This window comes from Legionella maioricensis (assembly GCF_023618015.1).
Taxonomy (GTDB): domain Bacteria; phylum Pseudomonadota; class Gammaproteobacteria; order Legionellales; family Legionellaceae; genus Legionella; species Legionella maioricensis.
Genome location: NZ_JAJKBJ010000004.1, coordinates 92,726 through 116,203 on the forward strand (window position 1 = coordinate 92,726; position 23,478 = coordinate 116,203).

Genomic DNA, 23,478 nt, shown 5'->3' on the forward strand with positions numbered 1-23,478 from the left:
TGTCGTTGCTCCTTTCCAGCCCACCACCAGTTATTCGGGTTCCATGCTAGATAGCAATGGATGTTGATTCATTCTGGCGTATTCATTTACTAGGGCAATTTTTGTTTCTGCTATGTCTCGTGTAAATACCCCACACACGCCTTTCCCTTGAAGATGAACCTGCAACATCACCTGAACTGCAATCTCCTCACTTAAATGAAAGAAATGCTTCAGTACTTCTACCACAAAATCCATTGGCGTATAGTCATCATTGAGCAATACAACTTTATATTTTCTTGGGACTTTAATATCAGTACGAGTTTTCGTCTCCGATATTACATGTCTCACAATTTCCTCTATATTTTGCCCGCTCATAACTTACAACCTCTTACTATTTTTATAGACTCCCTGCACGCATTTGGCCAGTAAATTTAGCTATTTTTAAGGAAATATTTGACTATTGAAATAATCAATAACATATTGATTAGATACAACTCACCCTATTGTAAATTAATTGCAATTTTTTACTGGGCTATCAAAACTTCATTTCTCTTTTAAGTATGGCATATTTAGGAGCAGAAACTATTCACCAAATTCTCTTAGAAAATGATGAATAGTTACTATGCAGTTACATGTGTTTGATCATCGCATCAGCAAAACCTGAGCTGCTTACCAGAGTAGCCCCGGTCATACCACGTTCAAAATCATAAGTAACTGTCTTGGCTTCAATTGCGCCTTCCATGCCTCGGATAATGAGATCAGCGGCCTCAGTCCATCCCATATGCCGCAACATCATTTCAGCGGAAAGAATAATGGAGCCTGGGTTCACTTTATTTTGACCGGCGTACTTTGGTGCTGTTCCATGGGTAGCTTCAAATACAGCAACTTCATCCCCAATATTGGCACCAGGAGCAATACCAATACCGCCTACCTGAGCAGCCAGAGCATCAGAAATATAATCGCCATTTAAATTTAATGTAGCAATGACACTATATTCTTCTGGTCTTAAGAGAATTTGTTGCAAAAACGCATCTGCAATCACATCATTTATAATAATCTGTTTACCCGTTTTAGGATTTTTAAATTCCATCCAGGGTCCACCTTGATATTCTTTAGCTCCAAAAGAGTCACGAGCTACCTGATAGCCCCAATCCTTAAAGGAACCTTCGGTAAATTTCATAATGTTACCTTTATGAACCAAAGTTACCGTTTCACGATCGTTATCAATTGCATACTGAATCGCAGCTTTTACTAAACGGGTAGTTCCCTCTTTTGAAACGGGTTTAATACCGATACCGCAATGTTCAGGAAATCGAATTTTTTTAACACCCATATCTTTCATAAGAAATTGAATTACTTTTTTTGCTTCAGCAGTATCAGCTTGCCACTCAATACCCGCATAAATATCTTCTGAATTTTCTCTGAAAATTACCATATCGGTTTTCCATGGCTCTTTAACAGGGCTTGGAACACCACTAAAATAACGGATGGGACGTAAACAAGTATAAAGGTCCATATCCTGGCGAATAGCAACATTCAGTGAACGAATACCACCACCCACTGGAGTAGTTAAAGGGCCTTTAATGGAAACAACAAATTTTTTCATCGCATCAATAGATTCTTTAGGTAACCATTGATCCTTACCATACACTTTAGTTGCCTTTTCCCCGGCATAAACCTCCATCCAGGCAATTTTTCTCTTATTGCCATAAGCTTTTTCGACTGCGGCATCAACAACACGAATCATAGGAGGTGTTACATCAACGCCAATGCCATCCCCTTCTATAAAAGGAATAATCGGGTTATTAGGTACACGAAGAGAACGATCAGCTGCAACTGTAATGGCTTCGCCTTGTGAAGGCACTTTGATTTTATCGTATGTCATTGACAACTCCGTAAATTTAGAGAGATCAATGATAGCATGTGATAATAAGGAATCCCAAATATCAATTAACAGACTTTTTCAAAAGACAGTAAAAAGCTAAAAATCCATGAATGGTCAAAAATACAAACTATTCATGCATTAAACATTTCTTTTAAATAGAATCCATATCGGTAATTCGATGGGATATTTCAACTACAAATTTTCACCAAAATTTTTCTTGCTCTGTTTCTGGGTTAGCAATTGAGTACAATCTTTTTCATTCAAAGGCTTGCTGAAATAGTATCCTTGAACTTGATTACTATGATGTTTTTTTAAAAATTCAACTTGTTCCTTATGCTCTACTCCTTCAGCCAAGACATTTATTCCCATGTTTTTTGTCATACCAATAATTGCCTGGACGATGGAAGCATTGTAAGGATCGGTTGTAATATTATCTATAAAAGTTTTATCGATTTTTACTGTATCAAATGGAAAATGTTTTATATAACTCAAGTTTGAGTATCCAGTACCAAAATCATCGATCGCAAAATGAATACCTAACTCTTTCAATTCAATCATTTGTTGAATGACCTCAGAAACATTTCCCAAGATCAGGTTTTCTGTTATTTCCAGTTCTAAACAATCAGGATCAAGCTGTGTTTCTTCAAGAATACTCTTAAGAACGAACAAAAAATTTTTTTGTCGAAATTGCTTCACAGAAATATTAACTGACATTTTTAGCGTATGAAAAATGGATGTCTGGTGCCAAAATTGAGCTTGAGCACAGGCTGTTCTTAAAACCCACTCCCCAATGGAAATAATAAGGCCTGACTCTTCGGCGATAGGAATAAACGTTGTTGGTGGAATTAGGCCTAACGAAGGATGTCGCCAACGCAATAATGCTTCTACCCCAATAATGATACCTGATTTTAAGTCAACCAAAGGCTGATAATTTAGAGATAACTCATTGTTTTTTAGCGCCTGGCTAAGGGCTATAGTTAGCTCAGTTCGTTGCATAATCTGTTTATTAAACTCTTCCATGTAAAATTGAAACCTGTTGCGACCAAGTTCTTTTGCATGGTACAAAGCTGCATCTGCGTTTTTTAACAAAGTATCTGAATCCAGACCATCTCGAGGATAAATACTCACCCCGATACTTGCAGTAGCAATAAGCTCGCGCTCTTCTATTTGACATGGGGTTGAAAATAACTCTACAAATTGATTAAGAAGCCCAATAAGATTTTTTTCATCTGCCTGCGAGCCCAAAATGACAATAAACTCATCCCCTCCCATCCGAGCGACGGTATCATTTTCACGCACAAAATTGGATAGCTTTTTTGCTTGTTGCTTTAGCAATAAATCACCAAATTTATGCCCATAGGTGTCGTTTACTTCTTTAAAAAAATCTAAATCCACCACCAAAATAGCTACGCACAAGTTATAACGTTTGGCATGTGAAATTGCTTGATTAATTCGATCCGTCAATAAAGCACGATTAGGTAACCCAGTCAAAATATCATGGGTGGCTTGATGGAGTAATTGCTGCTCTAACTCCTTCCGCTCCGTGACATCACGAAAGCTATAAACTATACCTATCACTTGGTCGTGCAGATATTGCGGTTGGGCAAACAGCTCCAATACACTACCTGTTTTTAATTTCCATTCCCTGTTTCTTTTTTGTTGGGGATGTGCTTGTAAATCCCTCATCATTTGCATGAAAATGACTGGATCCTCAACTTGCTTCGCTAGTCGCTGAAAAACAAGGCTGGACTTTTCTGATTGAAGTAGTTCTTTTGAAATATCCCATTGAGTCAAAAAATTTTCGTTATACACTAAAACCTGTTCGTTTAGTCCAACGCCGAGAATCCCTTCCTGTACAGACTCAATTGTTGTTTGGGTCAGAGAGCTTAAGCGCTCCAATTCATTAGTACGATTTTTAACTAGAGTATTCAAATGAGCTATTAATTCCCATTTTCTAGTTAATGCCGCAGCTAATTGATTAATTTCAATTACTTCAAAGGGTTTTTTCAAAATTAAGAGATTATCAGAATTTTCTAACTCACTGGTAATATCTTCCCAAGAGTGATCAGAATAGGCAGTGCAAATGACCATTTGAATGTAGGGATCTATCTCCCAAATTCTTTTAATTGTTTCAATACCATCCCAACCCGGAGGCATTCTCATATCAATAAAAGCTAAAGCGTAAGGCTCTCCTCTCAACACGGAATCTTTTACTAATTCAAGTGCTTCTTGCCCTTGGTAAGCTGAGTCAATTTTATAATCCGGTGCATTATAATTTTTAGCATTTCTGACTTTTCCAAATAAAATTTCTTCGTCATCGTCTAGAGCCACATCATCACTTTGAGAAAGAATTTTACAAAAATCCTTATGGATCTCTGCATTGTCATCAACCAACAAAATACGTTTTTGTTTTGTGTGATCCACAGTCATTCCCTTCATCTTCCGCTATAATGATAAATATTAGGATATAGGCTGGTCTTTGTCGATAATTGCATTTGTACTGGCCTTGATTTTATAATAATCTGTTGATTTAGCAGCAATAAATCTCCTCGAAAATACGCTTATTCACCGTCATATAAACCCCTAAGGATGAGGTTATGTTCGCGCAATTTTTCCAAACGCTCCCCATTCCCCAGGATCAACTTACCGGAACATACAGCATTCGTTTGGTAGTATTATCTTTCCTGGTCGCAACCGCAGCTTCTTATGTTGCCCTGGATGTTACCTATAGAATGAGAGATGTAAGTATCAGTAAATTTGAAAGCTTTCTTTGGTTAATTGGTGGTTCACTTGCTATGGGAGCAGGCATTTGGTCTATGCATTTCATTGGCATGTTGGCTTTTATCATGCCTATGCCAATGCTTTACGATCCCACTTTAACCGGTTTATCTATAGTAGTAGCCATTATTGCATCGGGACTGGCACTTTCTTTGTTACGCCCCAAAAATATTAAACTCCTCTACCTGATATTAGGGGGAATAGTGATGGGCTTCGCCATTGCAGCCATGCATTATACCGGCATGGCTGCGATGTCGATTAGTATGAACATTCATTATCTGCCAAATGTCTTTATTCTTTCCATTTTGATTGCTATTTTTGCTTCTGAAGCCGCTTTATATTTAGCAATAAAAAGTACGCAAGCCGATATAAAAAATCGTTTTCTTCTAAAGATTATTAGTGCACTAATTATGGGCGCGGCTATATGTGGAATGCATTATACCGGTATGGCTGCAGCAATATTTACCCCCTTAAGCACCATGCCCAATATGGGCGTGGGAGAAAACCCTGATTCAATGTCGGTTATGATTGCCATTGTAACTATCTTCATTTTAGGTATAGCAATAACTATTTCCTCGTTTAAAGAGGTTCTTACTGAAAAATCAGTGAAAATAGCTCGTCAATCGGGAATGGCTGAAGTGGCTTCAAGTGTATTACACAATGTGGGCAATGTATTAAACAGTGTCAATGTATCGTCATCCTTAATAAAAGACCATCTCAGAAAGATTGATATACAAAAATTAGCAGATGTTAATAATTTGATTCATGAGCATCAACACGATTTGGGAACTTTCATTAGCTCAGATCCCAGAGGCTCCCGACTCCCCAATTATCTCAGTCTGTTAACCAACAAATGGCAAACAGAATATAATTCTTTAATTGAAGAAATTAACAGGTTAGAACAAAACATCCAACATATTAAGGAAATTATCGCTTTACAGCAGTCCTTTAGCGGGATTATTAGTTTTTCAGAATTAATCTCAATTGAAAAACTGATAGATGAAGCATTAACTTTAGCCGGCATTAATTTCTCAAGGCATAAAATTATCGTAAACAAAGAATACATCAAGTTTAAAAAAATCCACGTGGATAAATTAAAATTAACTCAAGTACTGATCAATTTAATATACAACGCAAAAGAAGCCGTAATAGAATCAAGAAATAAAGAAAAAATCATTCGGATAAAAGCAGGCCCTATAGATGAAAGTTCATTTTTTATACAAGTAATTGATAACGGTATCGGCATTGAGAAGGCACATCAATCACAAATTTTTTCCTATGGATACACCACCAAAAAATCAGGGCATGGTTTTGGACTGCACTCAAGTATTATTGCAATCAATGAAATGAAAGGATCATTAGAAGTTGCATCTGAAGGAGTTAATAAGGGAGCCACATTTACCATTAAGTTGCCTTATAAAGCAACTTAATGGTATCCAACACGATTCAAATGCACTTGGAAGCTACGCGCGCTGCAACATTTTTATTTGCTCCATCAACTGATCAAAACCCGCTTCTACATTAATGTATTCGCTCTTGGCCAATAGGACGGATAAAGACCCGTCATCCGTGGCATTTGGTTTTTGTAATATACCGTTAAAGCCTTCCATTTTTAAACGCAAATAATCACTGATCTTAGTGACCAAATAAAAATTCCTATAATAATTATCAGGATTCATATGGAGCGCTTTAGCATCATGAGCTAATTGATGTCCTGGTAAATAATCTTTTAGGGAGTAGGATGAATTATTATGAACAGCAATTATTTTTCCTTTTGGTAATAACTGTTTTATTTTATCTGCCAGTTTTTTTACTTCTCGATGAGCCTCAGGAGAATATGCACCAAATTGCGTTAGCGTTTTTTTAATTCCTGCATCAGTATAAATTCGGTTAGGATCAAACTCATAACGTTTGCTATTTAAATGAAACACTATATTTCGGCCACCTGAATGAACTAAAGTAATAAGACTGCCCCCTTCCTTATTAATTACTACCTTAGCAGCCTTTAACGCCGTTTGCTCATTATGATGCACATGGACAAAATTTTTGCCCTTCCCCACTGTTTGTTGAATTACAACTTGTTCATCGCCAACCATTACTTTATGGTTTATCGCGCAACCCACTTGAGTTAAAAATAATAAGATAAGCACCAAATATTTCATGAACAAATTTCACCATAAAGAGTAAATTTATGCCATTGTATAGGGACGGCCTATAAAAAACAATTTAGTTCTGAAAATCTATCCTATCAGCGCAAGATCATGTGTGTGTAAATCAATCTTATCTATGCCTTTGCGAACATAGTTGATCCAGATCAGGATTGCAATTGAACATCGATCGGGATTACTTCGTTAACACTCGCAAAGACAAAATTAATTATTAATTGCCAATTATTTAAGCAAACATACTCTTGCCCTGCTGTCCTGATAATTGCTCAAAATAACTATTCATTCTACTATTAGCCTCCTAAAATTTTTATTTACTTAAGATATGACTCAATTGATTCTTTTTAATAAACCTTATGGAGTTCTCACCCAGTTCTCTGGAGAAGTTCAAGAGCAAACCCTTGCCGGGTTTATTAAAATGCCCGGTTTTTATTCCGCAGGTCGTTTGGATAAAAACAGTGAAGGATTATTATTACTTACTAATGATGGAGCCTTACAACATCGGTTAAGTCATCCAAAGTTTAATAAAAAGAAATATTACTGGGTACAAGTTGAAGGAATTCCTTGTGAAACTGATCTGCAAAGCTTAAGAAAAGGCTTGAAGCTTAAAGACATTTCTTTCCTGCCGGCCGAAGTTCGTGTCATTGATGAGCCGCCGCTCTGGCCACGTAATCCTCCAATACGAGTAAGACAAAATATTCCAACCAGTTGGTTAGAAATCATTCTAAAAGAAGGAAAAAATCACCAGGTAAGAAGAATGACGGCAGCCATTGGTTTTCCTACTTTAAGACTGGTAAGGCACAAGATTGGTGAATGGGAATTAGATAAATTACAACCTGGAGAATATAAATTACTCACTCTAAATCAGCGATAAGCCAACCGTGTTGTCAATGAACCATCACCTAATAAACGAATCCACGGCCAAATAAACATCCCTAATAAGGCACTGGCAAAAGGCATGAATAAGCTGTAATTAAAGCCCAATAAAGCATCAATAAAAGAAATAACTGCTTGATAGAAAAGACAAAAGAACCCGACTAAACAAATTTGCTGCATCATGGAAAAAAATTGAAACCGTCTTGATTTACTTGAAGCAATCCAGGTAACTAAAAGCAAAGCAAAGGAATGCTCTCCTATTACCGTAGAAAGCAGTACATCTAAAAGTAGGCCGACAATCAATAAAGTGATTAACTTAAAATTGCCTGGTAAAAAATATTCAATATAAAGAACTAACAGTAAGATCCAAGGAGGACGAAAAACAAAGATTAGTTCAGGCATAGGTAATATAGATAAAATAAGCGCGCAAATAAATCCGATACCTAAACGTAAGCGAAGATTGGTCATTCAGCAATCTCCTCTGCATTCAAACGCTCATTAATCTGAGCCGTTAACTGTTCTTGCTCCAAATCAGGCCAAATTAACAATACCAATCGGTTGCGATTAAGCAAAGCTATGGGACTGACGATGACTTTAACAAAATCCTCACCTGGAATACTATTAACCTCTAATATCCGTCCAACTGGATAACCCTCAGGATATCTCCTGCCCAGTCCGGAAGTAACTAATACGTCGCCCGGATGAATGGATGAAGTTTTAGGTAAATTAATTAATGATAATTGCTCCATGCGGTTCGTGCCGACAAGAATTGCACGTTCACCTGTACGATTGTTACGTACAGGTACGGCACTTTTGGAGTCAGAAATTAACAAAACTGTACTGGTCATCGGTCCAACATCGATAACTTGCCCCATAACCCCTTTAGCATCAAGAACAGGTTGCCCCGTATAGACACCATCACGTTTGCCCTTATTTAAGACCACGATTTGCCGTGCATTGCTGGTATCAACAGCAAGAATTTGTGCTGCCATTGCACGCATGTCTGCTTTTGATGAAGTGAGTAATAACTCTTTGAGTTGAGAGTTTTCTTTTTGAATGACTAATAGTTTCTGCAATTCAGCTTCCAGCATAGTCTGCTGATAGCGTAACCTCATGTTTTCGTCTATTAATGATTTTTTAGCACTAACAAGGGATTGTACCCATCCTACGACACGTACAGGATAGTCAACGGCATATTGCAAGGGTGAAACGATTAAAGAAAAACCGCTTCGCACCATGTCCAAATATTTGTAATGATAATCAGCAAACATTAAAAAAATAGAAAAAACGAGAGCGAGCACAAATCCTATAGAACTGTGCCCACCTTTTCTAAATAATCTATTGTGTGCATTATTCTGTTGAGAGGAAATCACCGCCACGTAAATCCATGGTTTCTAAAGCTTTACCACCACCACGTGCAACACAGGTCAATGGATCTTCAGCAATTAATACAGGTAGCCCGGTTTCTTCCATTAGCAATGTGTCTATGTTCTTCAACAACGCACCGCCTCCAGTCAAGACCATACCGCGTTCAGCAATATCCGCTGCCAGTTCGGGAGGTGCTAACTCCAAGGCTGCTCTTACAGCACCTACAATACCGGATAAAGGCTCTTGTAAGGCTTCTAAAATTTCGGCACTGGTTAAAGTAAAACTGCGAGGCACACCTTCTGCAAGATTTCTTCCACGTACTTCTATTTCAAATAAGTCACGGCTTGGGAACGCAGAACCAATTTCGTGTTTAATACGTTCTGCCGTTGTTTCACCAATCAAAGTTCCATAGTTACGACGAACATAAGAAACAATGGCATCATCAAATTTATCACCACCAATACGCACTGATTGATGATAAACAATACCACTTAAAGAAATGATTGCGACCTCTGTGGTACCACCACCAATATCAACCACCATAGACCCGCTGGCCTCTTCAACCGGCATTCCGGAACCTAATGCAGCGGCCATAGGCTCTTCAATGAGGAATACTTCACGTGCACCAGCACCCATTGCAGATTCACGAATCGCTCGACGCTCGACTTGAGTAGAACCGCAAGGAACACAAACAAGAACACGTGGACTGGGACGTAGGAATTTATTTTCATGCACTTTGTGAATGAAATGTTGTAGCATCTTTTCAGTGACGAAAAAGTCAGCAATTACGCCATCTTTCATCGGTCTGATTGCATTAATATTACCAGGAGTTCTCCCTAACATGCGCTTGGCCTCGAGACCAACGGCAGCAACTCGTTTTTGACCTGATTCATTACGCAGAGCGACCACAGAAGGCTCGTTGAGAACAATCCCTTTATCTCGCACATAAATCAATGTGTTGGCGGTTCCAAGATCGATAGATAAATCATTAGAAAATACGCCCCTTAATTTTCTGAACATAACCAGCACTACCTCGTTCTTCTTTTTGGGTTGTACTTTATCCTATATTTGAGTAAAAATCGACAGTTGTATTACAAGAATTACAAATAAGATTATAAAAAACTGCAGAGATGATTTCCTCTCTATAATGCAGTAAATATTTACCTTTACTCATGGTTTTCACCAAGCCGATGTTTTTCAATTCTTCACCATTATGACTAAAAAATAGGTTTCCCATATAATTCATAATGTTATAAATTTAAAATTTAAGGGCTATTGGCAATTTATTCTTTAAATCTGATTTTTCCATGCCCTCTCACTAATGCTCGAGATGACGAGGTAGACATTAGATCACTTTCAGCTACTTATTCTTAAGATGTCCAGGTAAAACTAAGTATTCCCATATAAAAGCTATATCGATATACTGCCGAGCGCTGAATAATATGGGGAGTTCTTTGGATACGGAAAAAGAAAGTGTTCCTTATAACATATCTAAGAATCGCTTAAATTGCCTTGATGGGTTACGCGGGTGGGCGCGTGGGCAGCGGCAATTCTTTGCGCCTCTCTTCTCTATCCGATTGAGTTGTTTGCCATATACGAGAGTCGTCGAATCAATAAATTATCATTTAAAAACCTTCTTATTGACCTGTCCATGCAATTTCACAACAAAATGGGATCCAGAGCCTAATCATAGCCCGTATTGTACTTCGCTGCATACGGGCTGAAATTTCTGTGTATTAATGAAATAACTTTAATTTAGCGATATAAAACCTTTTATCTTTTATATCTAAATCAGGTTAATTAATAATAAATACTTCCTTTAGTTTCTCTCGATTTATTTCAATAAACCGCTGTCCAAATCCTTTGACTTCAGCCAGCTCTTCAATCGCTTTAAAACCGTGATGATTTTCTCGGTAAGCAATAATTGCTTCGGCACGTTTTTTTCCTATACCTTTAAATGAACCAGTAAGAATGGATAAATCTGCTTTATTGAGATCTATTTTATTACGAACAACCGTAGTTTGTTTTACAGAAGGGGTTATTTCACTGCTAACTGCATAAACGGGAAGGGTTATTGCAAATAGCGACAAGCACATAGCAATATATTTTGCTTTCATCATTTTCTCCTAATTGTTGGACTAAGCGGCTCGTTCCAGAGCCGCTGAAAGTATCCCAACATTTTCTGAAACTGTCGAGATAATTTTTAATTATTTTTGTTGTGAAAAACTATACAGAACGTAAGAAACACATGATGTTAATTTCTTCACCATATCCAAATGAAGGAACTCATTTGGTCCATGGGCATTAGAATGAGGCCCCAGCACTCCAGTGATCATAAATTGAGCATCAGGGAACTGTTCCCCTAACATCCCCATAAACGGAATTGTCCCACCCTCCCCCATAAAGGCAGCAGGTTTATTATAATAAGTTAGTGACGCCTCATCAGCGGCTTTAGCTAGCCAGGGGGATAGCAAAGGAGCATTCCATCCTTTAGAGCCGTCATCAACGTTAAAACCCACTTTGGCATTATACAAAGGATTTTTAGTCAATGCTTCCTGAATGGCAGAAGCTGCCTTTTTAGGATTTACCAGAGGTGGAAGACGCATGGAGAGTTTAAGGGCTGTTTTGGGACGCATGACATTCCCTGCATCAGCTATAGCAGGAAATCCATCTGCCCCAGTTACCGTCAAAGCAGGACGCCAGGTTCTATTCAAAATTAATTGCACTTTATCTTCAACAACAGGCTGAACTCCCTTCTGCCAGGGAAATTCGCTATAAACCTGTTCACTTAACGTTTCAGCACATTGATGGGCCTGTTTTATGCGCTCCTCAGGAATCTCACAGTAAAGTTCCGACAATTTTACTTCCCCCGAAACTTCATCTTCAACACGACTGATCAATTGTCTGGCCACTCTAAAACTATCAGCAACTATGCCACTGGCATTCCCTGAGTGAACGCCTTCACTAATCAACTCAACCGACAATTCACCGACCACATTGCCGCGCAAAGAAGTAGTCATCCATAATTGTTCATAATTTCCAGCACCTGAATCAAGACATATAACTAGCGCAGGTCGTCCTATTCGTTCTTTTAGCAGCTCAATATAATAAGGCAAGTCATAACTACCACTTTCCTCACATGCTTCGATAATTAATACGCAACGTGGATGAGGTACTCCCTGAGCCTCCAGGGCACGAATTGCTGTTAATGAGGCATAGGCAGAGTATCCATCATCAGCACCACCACGGCCGTATAAAAGACCATTTTTTAACACGGGTTTCCAGGGATGCAGATCTTCATGCCATCCGCTCATTTCAGGTTGTTTATCCAGATGACCATAAAGTAAAACAGTCTCATTAATCTGACCGGGTACTTCGATAAAGATCAGCGGCGTACGCCCCTCTAATCTTAAAACATCGAGTTTCATCCCTTGAGGAGCATGGGTTTTACACCAATCAGCAATATGATTTACTGCCTGATCCATGTACCCGTGCTCTTGCCATTGAGTATCAAAATGAGGTGATTTATTAGGCATTTTTATATAGTCACATAAACTGGGCAGGATTTCTTCCTGCCACTGATGGTCTATATAATCATACAGTCCTTGGGGATTGAACATGGGCTTGCTCCTTGATAATTGCCACAATTTTATCAGAGGCAGACTCAATCTTTAATGCTTTGATTTTGTTATTAATATCAGTTTTATTGAGCATTACTTCTCGCAAAGCCTGTAATAAAGTTTCTGCATTCAATGATTGATCCTGAATCACGACACTAATACCTAATCCCTGAAAATACCGCGCATTTTGAATTTGGTCACCGCGGCTTACTTGAGAGGAAATAGGAATTAAAACATGTGCTTTCCCTAAGGCTAATATTTCGTAAAGCGAATTAGCGCCTGCTCTTGATATAACCACTGAGGAAGCGGCAAATAAATGGGCCAACTCTTCATTAGCATATTCAAATTGACAATACCCCTTCATGCCATCCAGAGAATGATCCAGTTTCCCCTTACCACAAATATGAATCACCTGGTATTCCGACATTAATTGGGGAAGCGCTTTTCTTATACTTTGGTTAATTGAACCCGCTCCTAAACTACCACCTATGGCAAGCAAACAAGGTTTGGCATCATTAAATCCACATAGCTCCAATCCTTTTGCCTTATTACCGGCAAACAACTGCTGACGAATGGGTGTGCCTGTCACTTCAATTTTATCCTGACTTTTAAAATGTTTTTTCGCTGCGTCAAAAGTGAGGCAAATTTTATTGACGAAGGGGAAACACAAGCGATTAGCAAGGCCAGGACTCATATCTGACTCATGAGCAACAATAGGAATACGGTTTAACCAGGCACCGACTACCACTGGAAATGCTACAAAGCCCCCTTTAGAAAAAACCACATCGGGTTTTAGTTTATAAAATAACCAGAAAGATTGAATAATGCCGACAATTATCTTAAAGGGATCGAGTAAATTCTTTACGCTAAAATAGCGCCTTAATTTACCACTGCTCACCGCATGAAATGGAATACCAAGATTTTGAATCATCCCTTTTTCAATTCCATTATCAGAACCTACATACTCTATATTCCAACCTTCTTGCTTAAACTCATTAATCAATGCCACATTAGGTGTCACATGGCCAGCAGTACCACCGCCTGTAAAAACAATGCTTGGCTTCATAATACTTCCCTCACCAATAGACTTAAATCAATGGCTTTAATTGATTTGGTAATTGCACCTACCGAAATAAAATCGACCCCCGACTTAGCCACTTCAGCAATATTATCAATGTTAATTCCGCCTGAAGCTTCTAATTCACAATATTTAGGTTGATTCATTTTAACAGCCTGCTCCAGCATTGATTGGCTGAAATTATCCAGCAATATTCTATCCGGATGGGCATCAAAAGCCTCACGTAATTCAACCAAGTTTTCTACTTCTATTTCAACCAAAAGATGCTTATGAGTTTGTCTGGCTAAAGCAATAGCACGGGCTATTGAACCGCAAGCTTTGATATGATTTTCTTTAATTAGAAATGCATCATAAAGCCCCATTCGATGATTGACGCCACCACCGCATCGAACAGCATATTTTTGAGCCATTCTTAAGCCGGGTATGGTTTTACGCGTATCGAGTAATCGAGTCTGGCTGTCTTTAAGTTTCTGTGTGTAATGATAGGTCTGCGTCGCTGTAGCCGAAAGAGTTTGTAAAAAATTTAACGCTGTGCGTTCAGCTGTCAAAATACTGCTTGCGGTTCCATGCAGAATACATAAAGTGGTGGGGGCACTTAACCAATCTCCTTCTGAAACCAGCCATTCAATCTCAATTTTATCATCGACCTGCTTAACGACTTCATTAACCCAAGGCTGCCCACAAACCAGCATGGGTTCGCGCGAAATTATTTCAGCGGCAACAACAAGATGAGAGGGTAATAAAGCAGCAGTAACATCTTCAGCGCCAACATCTTCAAATAAAGCCTGTTTGACATCTGACACCACCTGCAATGAATTGATATTCATGCTTTAATCTCCTTTTTGGCGGCATAACGAGCCTTTAATAAAGGGGGCGCAATAAAGGTCGTTATAATCACCATTAAAACAATTGCAGAAAATAAGTCATCGGAAATTACTCCCAGGGTTCGCCCGATAGAAGCAAAAACCAGACCAACCTCTCCACGAGGCAACATTCCTATACCAATAAGTAAACGATCATCCTTAGGATTTGCTCCTAATCCACTGATTAATTTTCCAATAATTGCAGCCAGCACTAAACCACTAGCTAAAATAAGAACGTTCCAACTATAAAAAGTCTCTAATTTTACCTGAAGGCCTATGACTATAAAAAACATGGGGGCTAAAATAGACTCCAATGGCGATACCAAATGCCGAATACTTCGCTCTTCTTTTTGAAATGAATTATTGGATTTGAAATAATCATCATGCAGAATAATTCCTGCTGCAAAAGCTCCAATAATAGCGGCCAGTTGAATAAATGAAGCCAACCAGGCCAAAACCATAATGAACAGAAAAGAAGTAAACAGTTTTGACTCCCAGGGCTCAAGAAAACTAAAAAACTGTACTGTTTTTCTTAAAATGATGGGTCCCAGGGTCAAAGTGCCTACAAAAAAGAGCAAGGAATTGATAACAATTCGAATCACGACCAGGAAGTCAACAGCTCCATTAATAACGATGCTGCTCACCACGGCCAATATGATTAAACCCAGTATATCATCCAGCATTGCTGCACCAAGAATAGTCCTGGCTTCTCGAGTACGGAGTTTTTTCATCTCTGACAAAACGCGCGCTGTAATTCCTATACTCGTAGCACTCAAAGTAGCGGCAATGAATAAATCAGCTTGATAAGAACCACCAGGCATTAACCAATACGCTACTCCGAATCCGAGTAACATGGGTGCGATAACCCCGATGATAGCAACCAATAGGGACTCTCGACCTGTTTTTTTTATTTCTGCAACAGAACTTTCCAGTCCCACCATAAACAACAGAAAGATAACCCCATAACGTGAAAAAACATCTACAGTATACGCAATTTTAAGATATTCCGTACCCTCTGGAGAGCTCAAAGCCTGAGTTACCTGTTGGGCATAAAAAGGGTTAGGAATAGCAGTGCTCACTGCCTGACTTAAAGAATGACCATCCAACACTTCTTTCATGATATTAAAAATTGAGGAGCCTTCGCGCAGAATGACAATCAGGTGGAATCCGAAAAAATAACAAAGATTACCGACCAAAACCCCTATTAATAATTCCCCCAAAACCCCGGGTTGATTAAAGCGTCTGGCAATATAACGACCAAGAATAGCGAAGAAAAAAATAGTAGTCACACTTAAAATCACGGAGGCAATAGGATCAGCATGCTCCCCGCTCTCAGCAGCAAACGCAAGCACAGGACATAGAGCAGGTAACACCATCCACCATTTTGAAATGCACATTCTATGCCCTCTGCAAAATAGAAATTATTGTTTCGCTAAAAACAAGCAGGTTTCCAACACTGAATCAGGATTTAAAGAAACGCTATCTATTCCCTCTTTCATCAACCATTGTGCAAAATCCTGATGATCCGAGGGTCCTTGTCCACAAATTCCTATATATTTCTTCTCTTTTTTACACGCCGAAATCGCCATATGCAATAAGGCTTTCACTGCATCATTACGTTCATCAAACTGTGCAGCCACCAACCCAGAATCTCTATCTAAACCCAAAGTTAACTGGGTCAAGTCATTAGAGCCAATAGAAAAACCATCAAAATGCTCTAAAAATTGGCTTGCCAGTAAAGCATTGGACGGTAATTCACACATCATGATAACGCGTAAACCATGCTTACCGCGTTCAAGACCTTCTTTTTTTAAGACCTGAATGACATTACTGGCTTCAGCAACAGTTCGCACAAAAGGAATCATCACCTCAACATTAGTTAACCCCATCTCCTCACGGACTCGTCTGACTGCTTTACACTCAAGAGCAAAGCACTCGGCAAATGATGGGGAGACGTAGCGAGATGCCCCTCTAAAACCAATCATAGGATTTTCTTCATGAGGCTCATATAACGTTCCTCCCACGAGATTTGCATATTCATTGGATTTAAAATCTGACAGCCGTACAATAACAGGTTTAGGATAAAAAGCAGCAGCAATGGTTGCAATTCCTTCTTTCAATCGCTCAATGTAATATTCAACAGGAGAGGCATAGGCCGCTGTTTTTTCAGTGATAAACTGTTTAAGTTCCAGGTCCTCTAAGGTATTAAAATCAAGCAAAGCCCGGGGATGAATACCTATGGTGTTAGAGATTAAAAATTCTAAACGAGCTAAACCTACACCAGCGTTAGGAATAGACTGGAAAGCAAATGCCCTTTCAGGATTACCTACATTCAACATCACTTTCATTGGTAATTCAGGCATGGTGTCCACATCAAGGCTTACTCGCTCAAAAGGTAAAAGTTCCTCATAAACAAAGCCTGCGTCTCCCTCAGCGCAGCTTACCGTGACATCCTTGCCATCTTGTATGGTTTTAGTCGCATCACCGCAACCCACGACAGCCGGGATACCTAATTCACGGGCAATAATGGCAGCATGGCAGGTTCTTCCACCCCTATTGGTAACAATTGCAGATGCACGTTTCATAATAGGTTCCCAATCTGGATCAGTCATATCTGAGACTAATACATCTCCAGGCTGTACTTTATGCATTTCACTAATGTCTTTAATAATTCTGGCCTTACCTTGACCAATTCGTTGTCCAATGCTGCGTCCTTCAGCTAATACCGTTCCTCTTTTTTGTAAGGTGTAACGTTCCAGCACTTGTTTGTTATCTCGACTTTTTACCGTTTCGGGACGAGCCTGCAAAATATACAATTTCCCATTGATGCCGTCTTTAGCCCACTCAATATCCATAGGACGACCGTAATGCTTTTCTATGATTAATGCCTGGCGAGCCAATTGCTCCACCTCGTCAGCATTTAAAGAAAATAATAGTCGTTCTGCAGCATCCACATCTACGGTCTTAACTCGTCTATCAAGCTTGGGATCCTCGCAATAAACCATTTTCAGTGCTTTAGAACCCAGATTTCTCCGAATAACAGCGGGCTTACCTGCTCTAACTCCTGGTTTATGAACATAAAATTCATCAGGATTCACAGCCCCTTGCACCACCATTTCGCCTAATCCATAGGAAGAAGTAATGAATACGACTTGATCAAAGCCAGACTCTGTATCCATTGTAAACATGACTCCGCTAACCGCTAAATCACTGCGAATCATCTGTTGAATACCGGCTGATAAAGCCACTTCATTATGAGCAAAGTTATGATGGACACGATAAGCAATGGCTCTATCGTTAAATAAAGAGGCGAAAACCTGTTTTATGGAAATTAGGACTGAATCAACGCCCTTAATATTTAAAAAGGTTTCTTGTTGTCCCGCAAAAGAAGCGTCAGGTAAGTCTTCAGCCGTTGCAGAGGAGCGGACTGCCACACTAAAATCGTTATGCCCAATTTCTTGAGCAAGATTTTGATAAGCCGCACGTACGGCGTTTTCAAATTCAGGAGTAAAAGGAGTATTGACTATCATTTCCCTGATTTTTTTCCCAACCACTGCTAATTCACATACATCTTCTGTATCCAAAGCAGATAATTGGTCATAGATCTTCTTATCAAGACCATCACGTGATAAAAATTCCCTGAATGAATCCGCAGTAGTTGCAAAGCCACCAGGAACAGCAACTCCTGCTGATGATAAATGACTGATCATTTCACCAAGAGAAGAGTTTTTACCGCCAACCTGCTCCAGATCTTGCATGCCAAGCTGTGCAAGATTAATAGTATGTGTTTTGACTGTCATAGCTACCCCAAATCCATAAAATGATAGTCATTCTACTGAAATTGTTAGCCTATTGGAATTAGAACCTTTGAAGTCCATCTAAATGATTTAAATGATGGCACTGAAAAATTTAAAATAAGGGCTTTTTAGGTACAAAGAATATGAAGTGGCCAGGAGCGACTCCATATTCTATTGATATAACTTAACTAGTTAACTGAGCAAATGAGGAGTTGCTGCCTCATCAAATTTATCTTTGTTCTTATTATCAGACAGGGCAACGTGGCATGCAACAAGAGCCTGCGAAAATTCTTTATAAAAATTGTTCTCGCCAATTAACTTAATCATGCCCATCTTACGTAATTTACTTTCGACCAGAGAGTTGGCTCCGCTCAATATAACTCTTACCCCACGATGATGCAGGCCTTTAATAACCTCCTCCAAAGTTTGTAATCCTGTAATATCGCTGAAAGGAACCCAACGCATTCTTATAATCAGGATTTTTGGATCAGTATGAGTCACTGCCAAGGCACGTTGGAACACTTCTACCGCCCCGAAGAAAAATGGACCTTCAATAGAGTAAACCAATACATCTTGAGGCAGGGCAGGTATGTTTTGCTGTTGCAATTCCTGAGCGATCTGTTCCTCAGTCATTTGCTGTACTTCAACACTGGAAGCCATTTGACGTATAAAATGTAAAATGGCAATGATCACCCCTATATTTACTGCTATAACCAGATCAACAAATACGGTTAAGAAAAAAGTCACAATTAAAACAACGATATCCGCTCTGGGAGCCACCTGAAGCAATTTAATAAAATGCTTTACTTCACTCATATTCCATGCAACCACAAACAGAATTGCAGCAAGAGCTGAGAGAGGAACATTGACAGCTAAAGGAGCCAGAAATAAAACAATTAAAATCAACGTTACTGAATGAATAATACCTGATAAAGGACTGTTCCCACCGTTTCTAATATTGGTAGCTGTTCTGGCAATTGCGCCTGTCGCAGCAAATCCACCAAATAAAGGGGCCAATATATTTGCAATTCCCTGCCCTACCAATTCACGATTAGAATCATGCTGCGTTCCTGTCATTCCATCTGCAACCACCGCAGACAATAACGATTCTATAGCGCCCAACATGGCAATGGTAAAGGCAGGTCCCATTAATTCAACTACTCGGTCAAAGGTTATATCAGGTACTTCAAAAGAAGGTAAACCCTGTGGAACTCCACCAAACATACTGCCTATGGTAGCAACCCCTTCAAAATGAAATAATGATTGCAAAACAGTAGCAACAATTAAAGCAATCAATGGTCCTGGGACGCGTTTTAAACCGGGAAATTTATTAGAGAAAAGAACTAAAAATAAAGCAAAAAAACCAAAAACTGTGGTGGGAATATTCAATTGAGGAAAGGATTGAATTAAATGCCACAATTTTTCATGAAAATGATGCCCAGCGGCTGTAGGTAAGCCAAAGAAATACTGCCATTGTCCTACCCAGATCACTACAGCAATTCCCGAGGTAAAACCAATAATCACTGGAGCAGGTATAAACTTAATGATCCCCCCCAAGCGGGCAAGACCAAAAAAAAGCAACATAACTCCAGCCATTAAGGTCGCAATCTGTAAACCAGAAATGCCATATTGAGCGGTTATGCCAGCAAGTATTACAATAAAAGCGCCGGTGGGTCCTGCAATTTGTAAACGACTACCTCCCATAATGGATACAATCAAGCCTGCAACAATTGCCGTATACAAACCTTGTTCTGGTTTGGCTCCTGAAGCAATAGCAAAGGCCATAGCTAAAGGTAATGCAACTACTCCGACAATCACTCCGGAGATAATATTTTGCAACCAATATTTTTTTTGAAATAGTCCAGCTTGGTAAGATTCGATAATCGTTTTCATAAATAATGACCCAACTTATTAGAGTTTGGGGGTATTATACGCATATGGAACAAAAATGTGTTAATTTTGCTATAAAATTTCTCAGTTTAATTCACATCTTGCTTCGCATCTAATATCATATGTGCTTTATCATTTGGGCAAGCTACCTATGACTCTTACAGCCTTAAACGCAATTTCTCCCATTGACGGTCGTTATATCAATAAAACTAGAACATTAAGTCCTTATTTTAGTGAATTTGCCCTCACTTATTATCGCTTAATGGTAGAGATTCGCTGGCTTGAATCTCTAGCAGCTAATGAGGCTATTACAGAAGTGCCTGCATTAAACGCTCAATCCAAGAAGTTTTTAGCTGATCTCATTTCTAATTTTGATGAATCAGAGGCTGAAAAAATTAAAGAATTTGAACGGCAAACGAATCATGATGTTAAAGCGATAGAGTATTACCTGAAAGACAAATTTCAGGATAATAAAGCCCTGAAAGCAATTGTGGGCTTCATTCACTTCGCCTGTACTTCAGAGGATATTAATAATCTGGCCTATGCCTTGATGGTAAAACAGGCTATTGCCCAGGTAATACAACCTACCCTGGCTGAAATTATGGGGGGGATTACTCTGCTTGGCAAACAACATTGTGATGCCGCCATGTTAGCAAGAACACATGGTCAGCCCGCAACGCCTACAACCATGGGTAAAGAGTTAGTCAATTTTGTAGCTCGCCTTAAAAGACCACAACAGCAACTGGCTGAAGTTTTAATTCCGGCTAAATTTAATGGGGCTGTCGGCAATTATAATGCTCATATTATTGCGTACCCAGAAGTTGACTGGCGTAAACATTGTGCTAATTTCGTTACCTCTCTGGGATTATCGTTCAATCCTTATACAACCCAGATCGAACCTCATGATGGTATTGCTGAAGTCTCGCAGATTATGGTGAGAATCAATAATATTCTATTAGACTATACTCAAGACATTTGGAGTTATATTTCTTTGGGATATTTCAAGCAAAAAACAGTTGCCGCAGAAGTAGGCTCATCCACTATGCCTCATAAAGTAAACCCTATCGATTTTGAAAATGCGGAAGGAAATTTAGGGCTGGCCAATGCTTTATTTATTCATTTTGCCAATAAATTAACTCAATCACGTTTACAACGCGATTTATCCGATTCTACAGTCTTACGTAATTTAGGCGTGGCCTTTTCCTATAGTTTGATCGCCTACTATTCCATAACAAAAGGCAACGACAAATTACAAATTAATAAGCGCGCACTTGAAGCAGATTTAGAAGAAAACTGGGAAGTATTGGCTGAGGCCGTGCAAACGGTCATGCGTCGCTATAATGTGCCCGAAGCTTATGAACAACTGAAAGCCTTAACACGTGGACAAGGTATTGATGCACACAGCCTCAAAAATTTTATTCAGAATTTATCTATCCCTGAAGAGGCAAAAGCGCAATTAACTGCCTTGACTCCTGCAAACTATACCGGTCTGGCTACTCAATTGGTCAAGGCATTTTCATGAAGAATAACCTCTCCCAGCAAGGACAGGCTTTTGAGTTTGATGTTCTTGTTATAGGCACTGGATTGGCTGGGTTACATTATTGCTTACAATTATTAACCCTCCAACCTCATCTCAAAATTGCCTTAATCAGTAAAGCGGAGGCTATAGAATGCAATAGCCGCTATGCTCAAGGAGGAATTGCTGCGGTGTTTTCTCCAGAGGATTCACTTGAGTCGCATATTTCCGATACTATTATTGCTGGCGATGGCCTGTGCTATTTACCTGCGGTAGAATTTATCATTCGCCAGGGACCAGAAATTATAAAACAATTGGGTGAATATGCCGTTCAATTTAAACGCAATAGCAACGGCAGTTTCCACCTGGCCCAAGAAGGCGGGCATTCACATCGACGTATTTTTAACTGTGGCGATCAAACAGGCTTAACTGTCACTCAAACGCTGAATCATCTCGCCCAACAAAAATCCCAAATTCATTTTTTTGAACATCACATAGCAGTTAACTTAATTACTCAATACCACCCGCATCGAACCGATAATCAAGGCGAAGTCGTAGGAGCCTATATTTTAGATTGCGAGCATAATCGCATCGATACTTTTTTAGCCAATTGCGTGGTTTTGGCCACTGGAGGCGCGGGTAAAACCTATCGCTATACCACCAATCCTATGGTTGCAACTGGTGATGGGGTTGCTATGGCATACAGGGCTGGAGCACGCGTTGGCAATATGGAGTTCTATCAATTTCACCCTACCCTATTGCATCATCACTCCCTGAATAATTTTTTGATTTCTGAAGCCGTCCGAGGTGAAGGGGCTCTCCTCAGAATCCCTGAAACAGGTGAGCGCTTCATGCAACACTATGCCCCTGAGCAATTGGAGCTCGCAACACGAGACATTGTGGCGAGGGCTATTTTTAGTGAAATAGAACGCAGTCAAACAGGCTATGTACACCTTGATATTACCCACCAATCCAAAAATTTCCTGAAAAAGCGTTTCCCTCAAATTTATAATACTCTGTTATCTATTGGCATCGATATGAGCCAGGATATGATACCCGTTGTCCCCGCCGCACATTATCAATGTGGTGGTGTACTCACTGACATTGATGGACGGACAGACTTAAAACGTTTATATGCCATAGGGGAAGTTGCTTTTACTGGTTTGCATGGCGCCAATCGACTGGCGAGTAACTCCTTGCTTGAAGCATTAGTTATGGGAGCCAACGCCGCTCGCTGTACCCTAAAAGACATTGCTACCCCGATAAAATCGAGCGATAAGATATCTAACTGGAGTTCACCTGGAGAAGTTAATGCCCGGCGTGCCAGCCAGATTAATGCTCAATGGCGAGGCTTAAGGGGAGAAATGACCTCTTATGCAGGAATCGTCCGGACTGAAGCAGGGCTTCAGGATCTACTACAATTAATAATGAAACGTAAAAAAATAATTGATGAGTATTACTGGAAACATTGTATTACTAGAGACTTTATTGAGCTAAGAAACATTATTCTTAATGCGGAGTTAATCGTCAGAGCCGCATTATCAAGAAGGGAATCACGCGGGGGACATTTTCGTGAGGACTTCCCCAAAAAAAATGCCAAGGCACAAGAGAGTATTGCTAAACTAGGACCAGTGGATAATTCATTAGGATAAAAGTTATTTAA

At 39.4% G+C, this 23,478-nt stretch carries 18 protein-coding genes; 4 read left to right on the top strand and 14 right to left on the bottom strand.

Annotated features, from left to right (window positions below):
- Positions 1–30: 30 nt before the first annotated feature.
- The 3 genes from clpS to LOX96_RS05315 all read right to left on the bottom strand — a co-directional run bounded on the left by clpS (position 31) and on the right by LOX96_RS05315 (position 4,288).
- A complete protein-coding gene (gene clpS / locus LOX96_RS05305; protein WP_250421007.1) occupies positions 31–354 on the bottom strand; it encodes an ATP-dependent Clp protease adapter ClpS in 324 nt (107 codons plus the stop codon).
- A gap of 253 nt (positions 355–607) precedes the next feature.
- Entirely contained in the window at positions 608–1,864 is a 1,257-nt protein-coding gene (icd, locus tag LOX96_RS05310; RefSeq protein ID WP_250421008.1) for an NADP-dependent isocitrate dehydrogenase, read from the bottom strand.
- A 192-nt stretch (positions 1,865–2,056) separates the two neighbouring features.
- Complete coding sequence (locus tag LOX96_RS05315; protein ID WP_250421009.1) at positions 2,057–4,288, bottom strand: EAL domain-containing protein; 2,232 nt, start codon at positions 4,286–4,288, stop codon at positions 2,057–2,059.
- 173 nt (positions 4,289–4,461) lie between these two features.
- On the opposite strand from LOX96_RS05315, the gene LOX96_RS05320 reads away from it, so the two are divergent.
- A complete protein-coding gene (locus LOX96_RS05320; protein WP_250421010.1) occupies positions 4,462–6,072 on the top strand; it encodes an MHYT domain-containing protein in 1,611 nt (536 codons plus the stop codon).
- Positions 6,073–6,105: 33 nt separating this feature from the next.
- Here LOX96_RS05320 and LOX96_RS05325 read toward each other — a convergent pair whose 3' ends face one another.
- Positions 6,106–6,804, bottom strand: a complete 699-nt coding sequence (locus LOX96_RS05325; protein WP_250421011.1) for a protein tyrosine phosphatase — start codon at positions 6,802–6,804, stop codon at positions 6,106–6,108.
- Between the two features lie 328 nt (positions 6,805–7,132).
- Between LOX96_RS05325 and LOX96_RS05330 the strand changes: the two genes are divergently transcribed.
- A complete protein-coding gene (locus tag LOX96_RS05330; protein WP_250421012.1) occupies positions 7,133–7,681 on the top strand; it encodes a pseudouridine synthase in 549 nt (182 codons plus the stop codon).
- Here LOX96_RS05330 and mreD read toward each other — a convergent pair.
- The 10 genes from mreD to LOX96_RS05380 all read right to left on the bottom strand — a co-directional run bounded on the left by mreD (position 7,672) and on the right by LOX96_RS05380 (position 20,302).
- Positions 7,672–8,151 (bottom strand): rod shape-determining protein MreD, encoded by a 480-nt coding sequence (gene mreD, locus LOX96_RS05335; protein ID WP_250421013.1) that lies wholly within the window; start codon positions 8,149–8,151, stop codon positions 7,672–7,674. The two genes, LOX96_RS05330 and mreD, sit on opposite strands and share 10 nt — an antisense overlap.
- Complete coding sequence (gene mreC / locus LOX96_RS05340) at positions 8,148–9,056, bottom strand: rod shape-determining protein MreC (protein WP_348645829.1); 909 nt, start codon at positions 9,054–9,056, stop codon at positions 8,148–8,150. Before mreC ends, mreD begins: the two co-directional genes overlap by 4 nt.
- Entirely contained in the window at positions 9,034–10,071 is a 1,038-nt protein-coding gene (locus LOX96_RS05345; RefSeq protein WP_127101318.1) for a rod shape-determining protein, read from the bottom strand. The genes mreC and LOX96_RS05345 overlap by 23 nt, the downstream gene beginning before the upstream one ends.
- A gap of 776 nt (positions 10,072–10,847) precedes the next feature.
- Positions 10,848–11,168 carry a ComEA family DNA-binding protein gene (locus LOX96_RS05350; protein ID WP_250421104.1) on the bottom strand — a complete coding sequence of 107 codons (321 nt, stop codon included), beginning with the start codon at positions 11,166–11,168 and terminating at the stop codon, positions 10,848–10,850.
- Between the two features lie 90 nt (positions 11,169–11,258).
- Positions 11,259–12,671, bottom strand: a complete 1,413-nt coding sequence (locus LOX96_RS05355) for a M20 family metallopeptidase (RefSeq protein ID WP_250421015.1) — start codon at positions 12,669–12,671, stop codon at positions 11,259–11,261.
- Positions 12,646–13,737 carry an undecaprenyldiphospho-muramoylpentapeptide beta-N-acetylglucosaminyltransferase gene (gene murG / locus LOX96_RS05360; RefSeq protein WP_250421016.1) on the bottom strand — a complete coding sequence of 364 codons (1,092 nt, stop codon included), beginning with the start codon at positions 13,735–13,737 and terminating at the stop codon, positions 12,646–12,648. Before murG ends, LOX96_RS05355 begins: the two co-directional genes overlap by 26 nt.
- On the bottom strand, positions 13,734–14,576 hold the full coding sequence (nadC, locus tag LOX96_RS05365; RefSeq protein WP_250421017.1) for a carboxylating nicotinate-nucleotide diphosphorylase: 843 nt from the start codon (positions 14,574–14,576) through the stop codon (positions 13,734–13,736). Before nadC ends, murG begins: the two co-directional genes overlap by 4 nt.
- Complete coding sequence (locus tag LOX96_RS05370) at positions 14,573–16,009, bottom strand: cation:proton antiporter (RefSeq protein WP_250421018.1); 1,437 nt, start codon at positions 16,007–16,009, stop codon at positions 14,573–14,575. The genes nadC and LOX96_RS05370 overlap by 4 nt, the downstream gene beginning before the upstream one ends.
- Before the next feature lie 24 nt (positions 16,010–16,033).
- The gene (ppsA, locus tag LOX96_RS05375) at positions 16,034–18,412 is read right to left on the bottom strand and encodes a phosphoenolpyruvate synthase (RefSeq protein ID WP_250421019.1); all 2,379 of its coding nucleotides are present in this window, start codon (positions 18,410–18,412) and stop codon (positions 16,034–16,036) included.
- Between the two features lie 189 nt (positions 18,413–18,601).
- Positions 18,602–20,302 (bottom strand): SulP family inorganic anion transporter, encoded by a 1,701-nt coding sequence (locus LOX96_RS05380; RefSeq protein WP_250421020.1) that lies wholly within the window; start codon positions 20,300–20,302, stop codon positions 18,602–18,604.
- Between the two features lie 148 nt (positions 20,303–20,450).
- Between LOX96_RS05380 and purB the strand changes: the two genes are divergently transcribed.
- Together purB and nadB are read left to right on the top strand one after the other, a co-directional pair.
- Positions 20,451–21,821 carry an adenylosuccinate lyase gene (gene purB, locus LOX96_RS05385; protein WP_250421021.1) on the top strand — a complete coding sequence of 457 codons (1,371 nt, stop codon included), beginning with the start codon at positions 20,451–20,453 and terminating at the stop codon, positions 21,819–21,821.
- Positions 21,818–23,467 (top strand): L-aspartate oxidase, encoded by a 1,650-nt coding sequence (gene nadB / locus LOX96_RS05390; protein WP_250421022.1) that lies wholly within the window; start codon positions 21,818–21,820, stop codon positions 23,465–23,467. The genes purB and nadB overlap by 4 nt, the downstream gene beginning before the upstream one ends.
- Positions 23,468–23,478 lie beyond the last annotated feature (11 nt).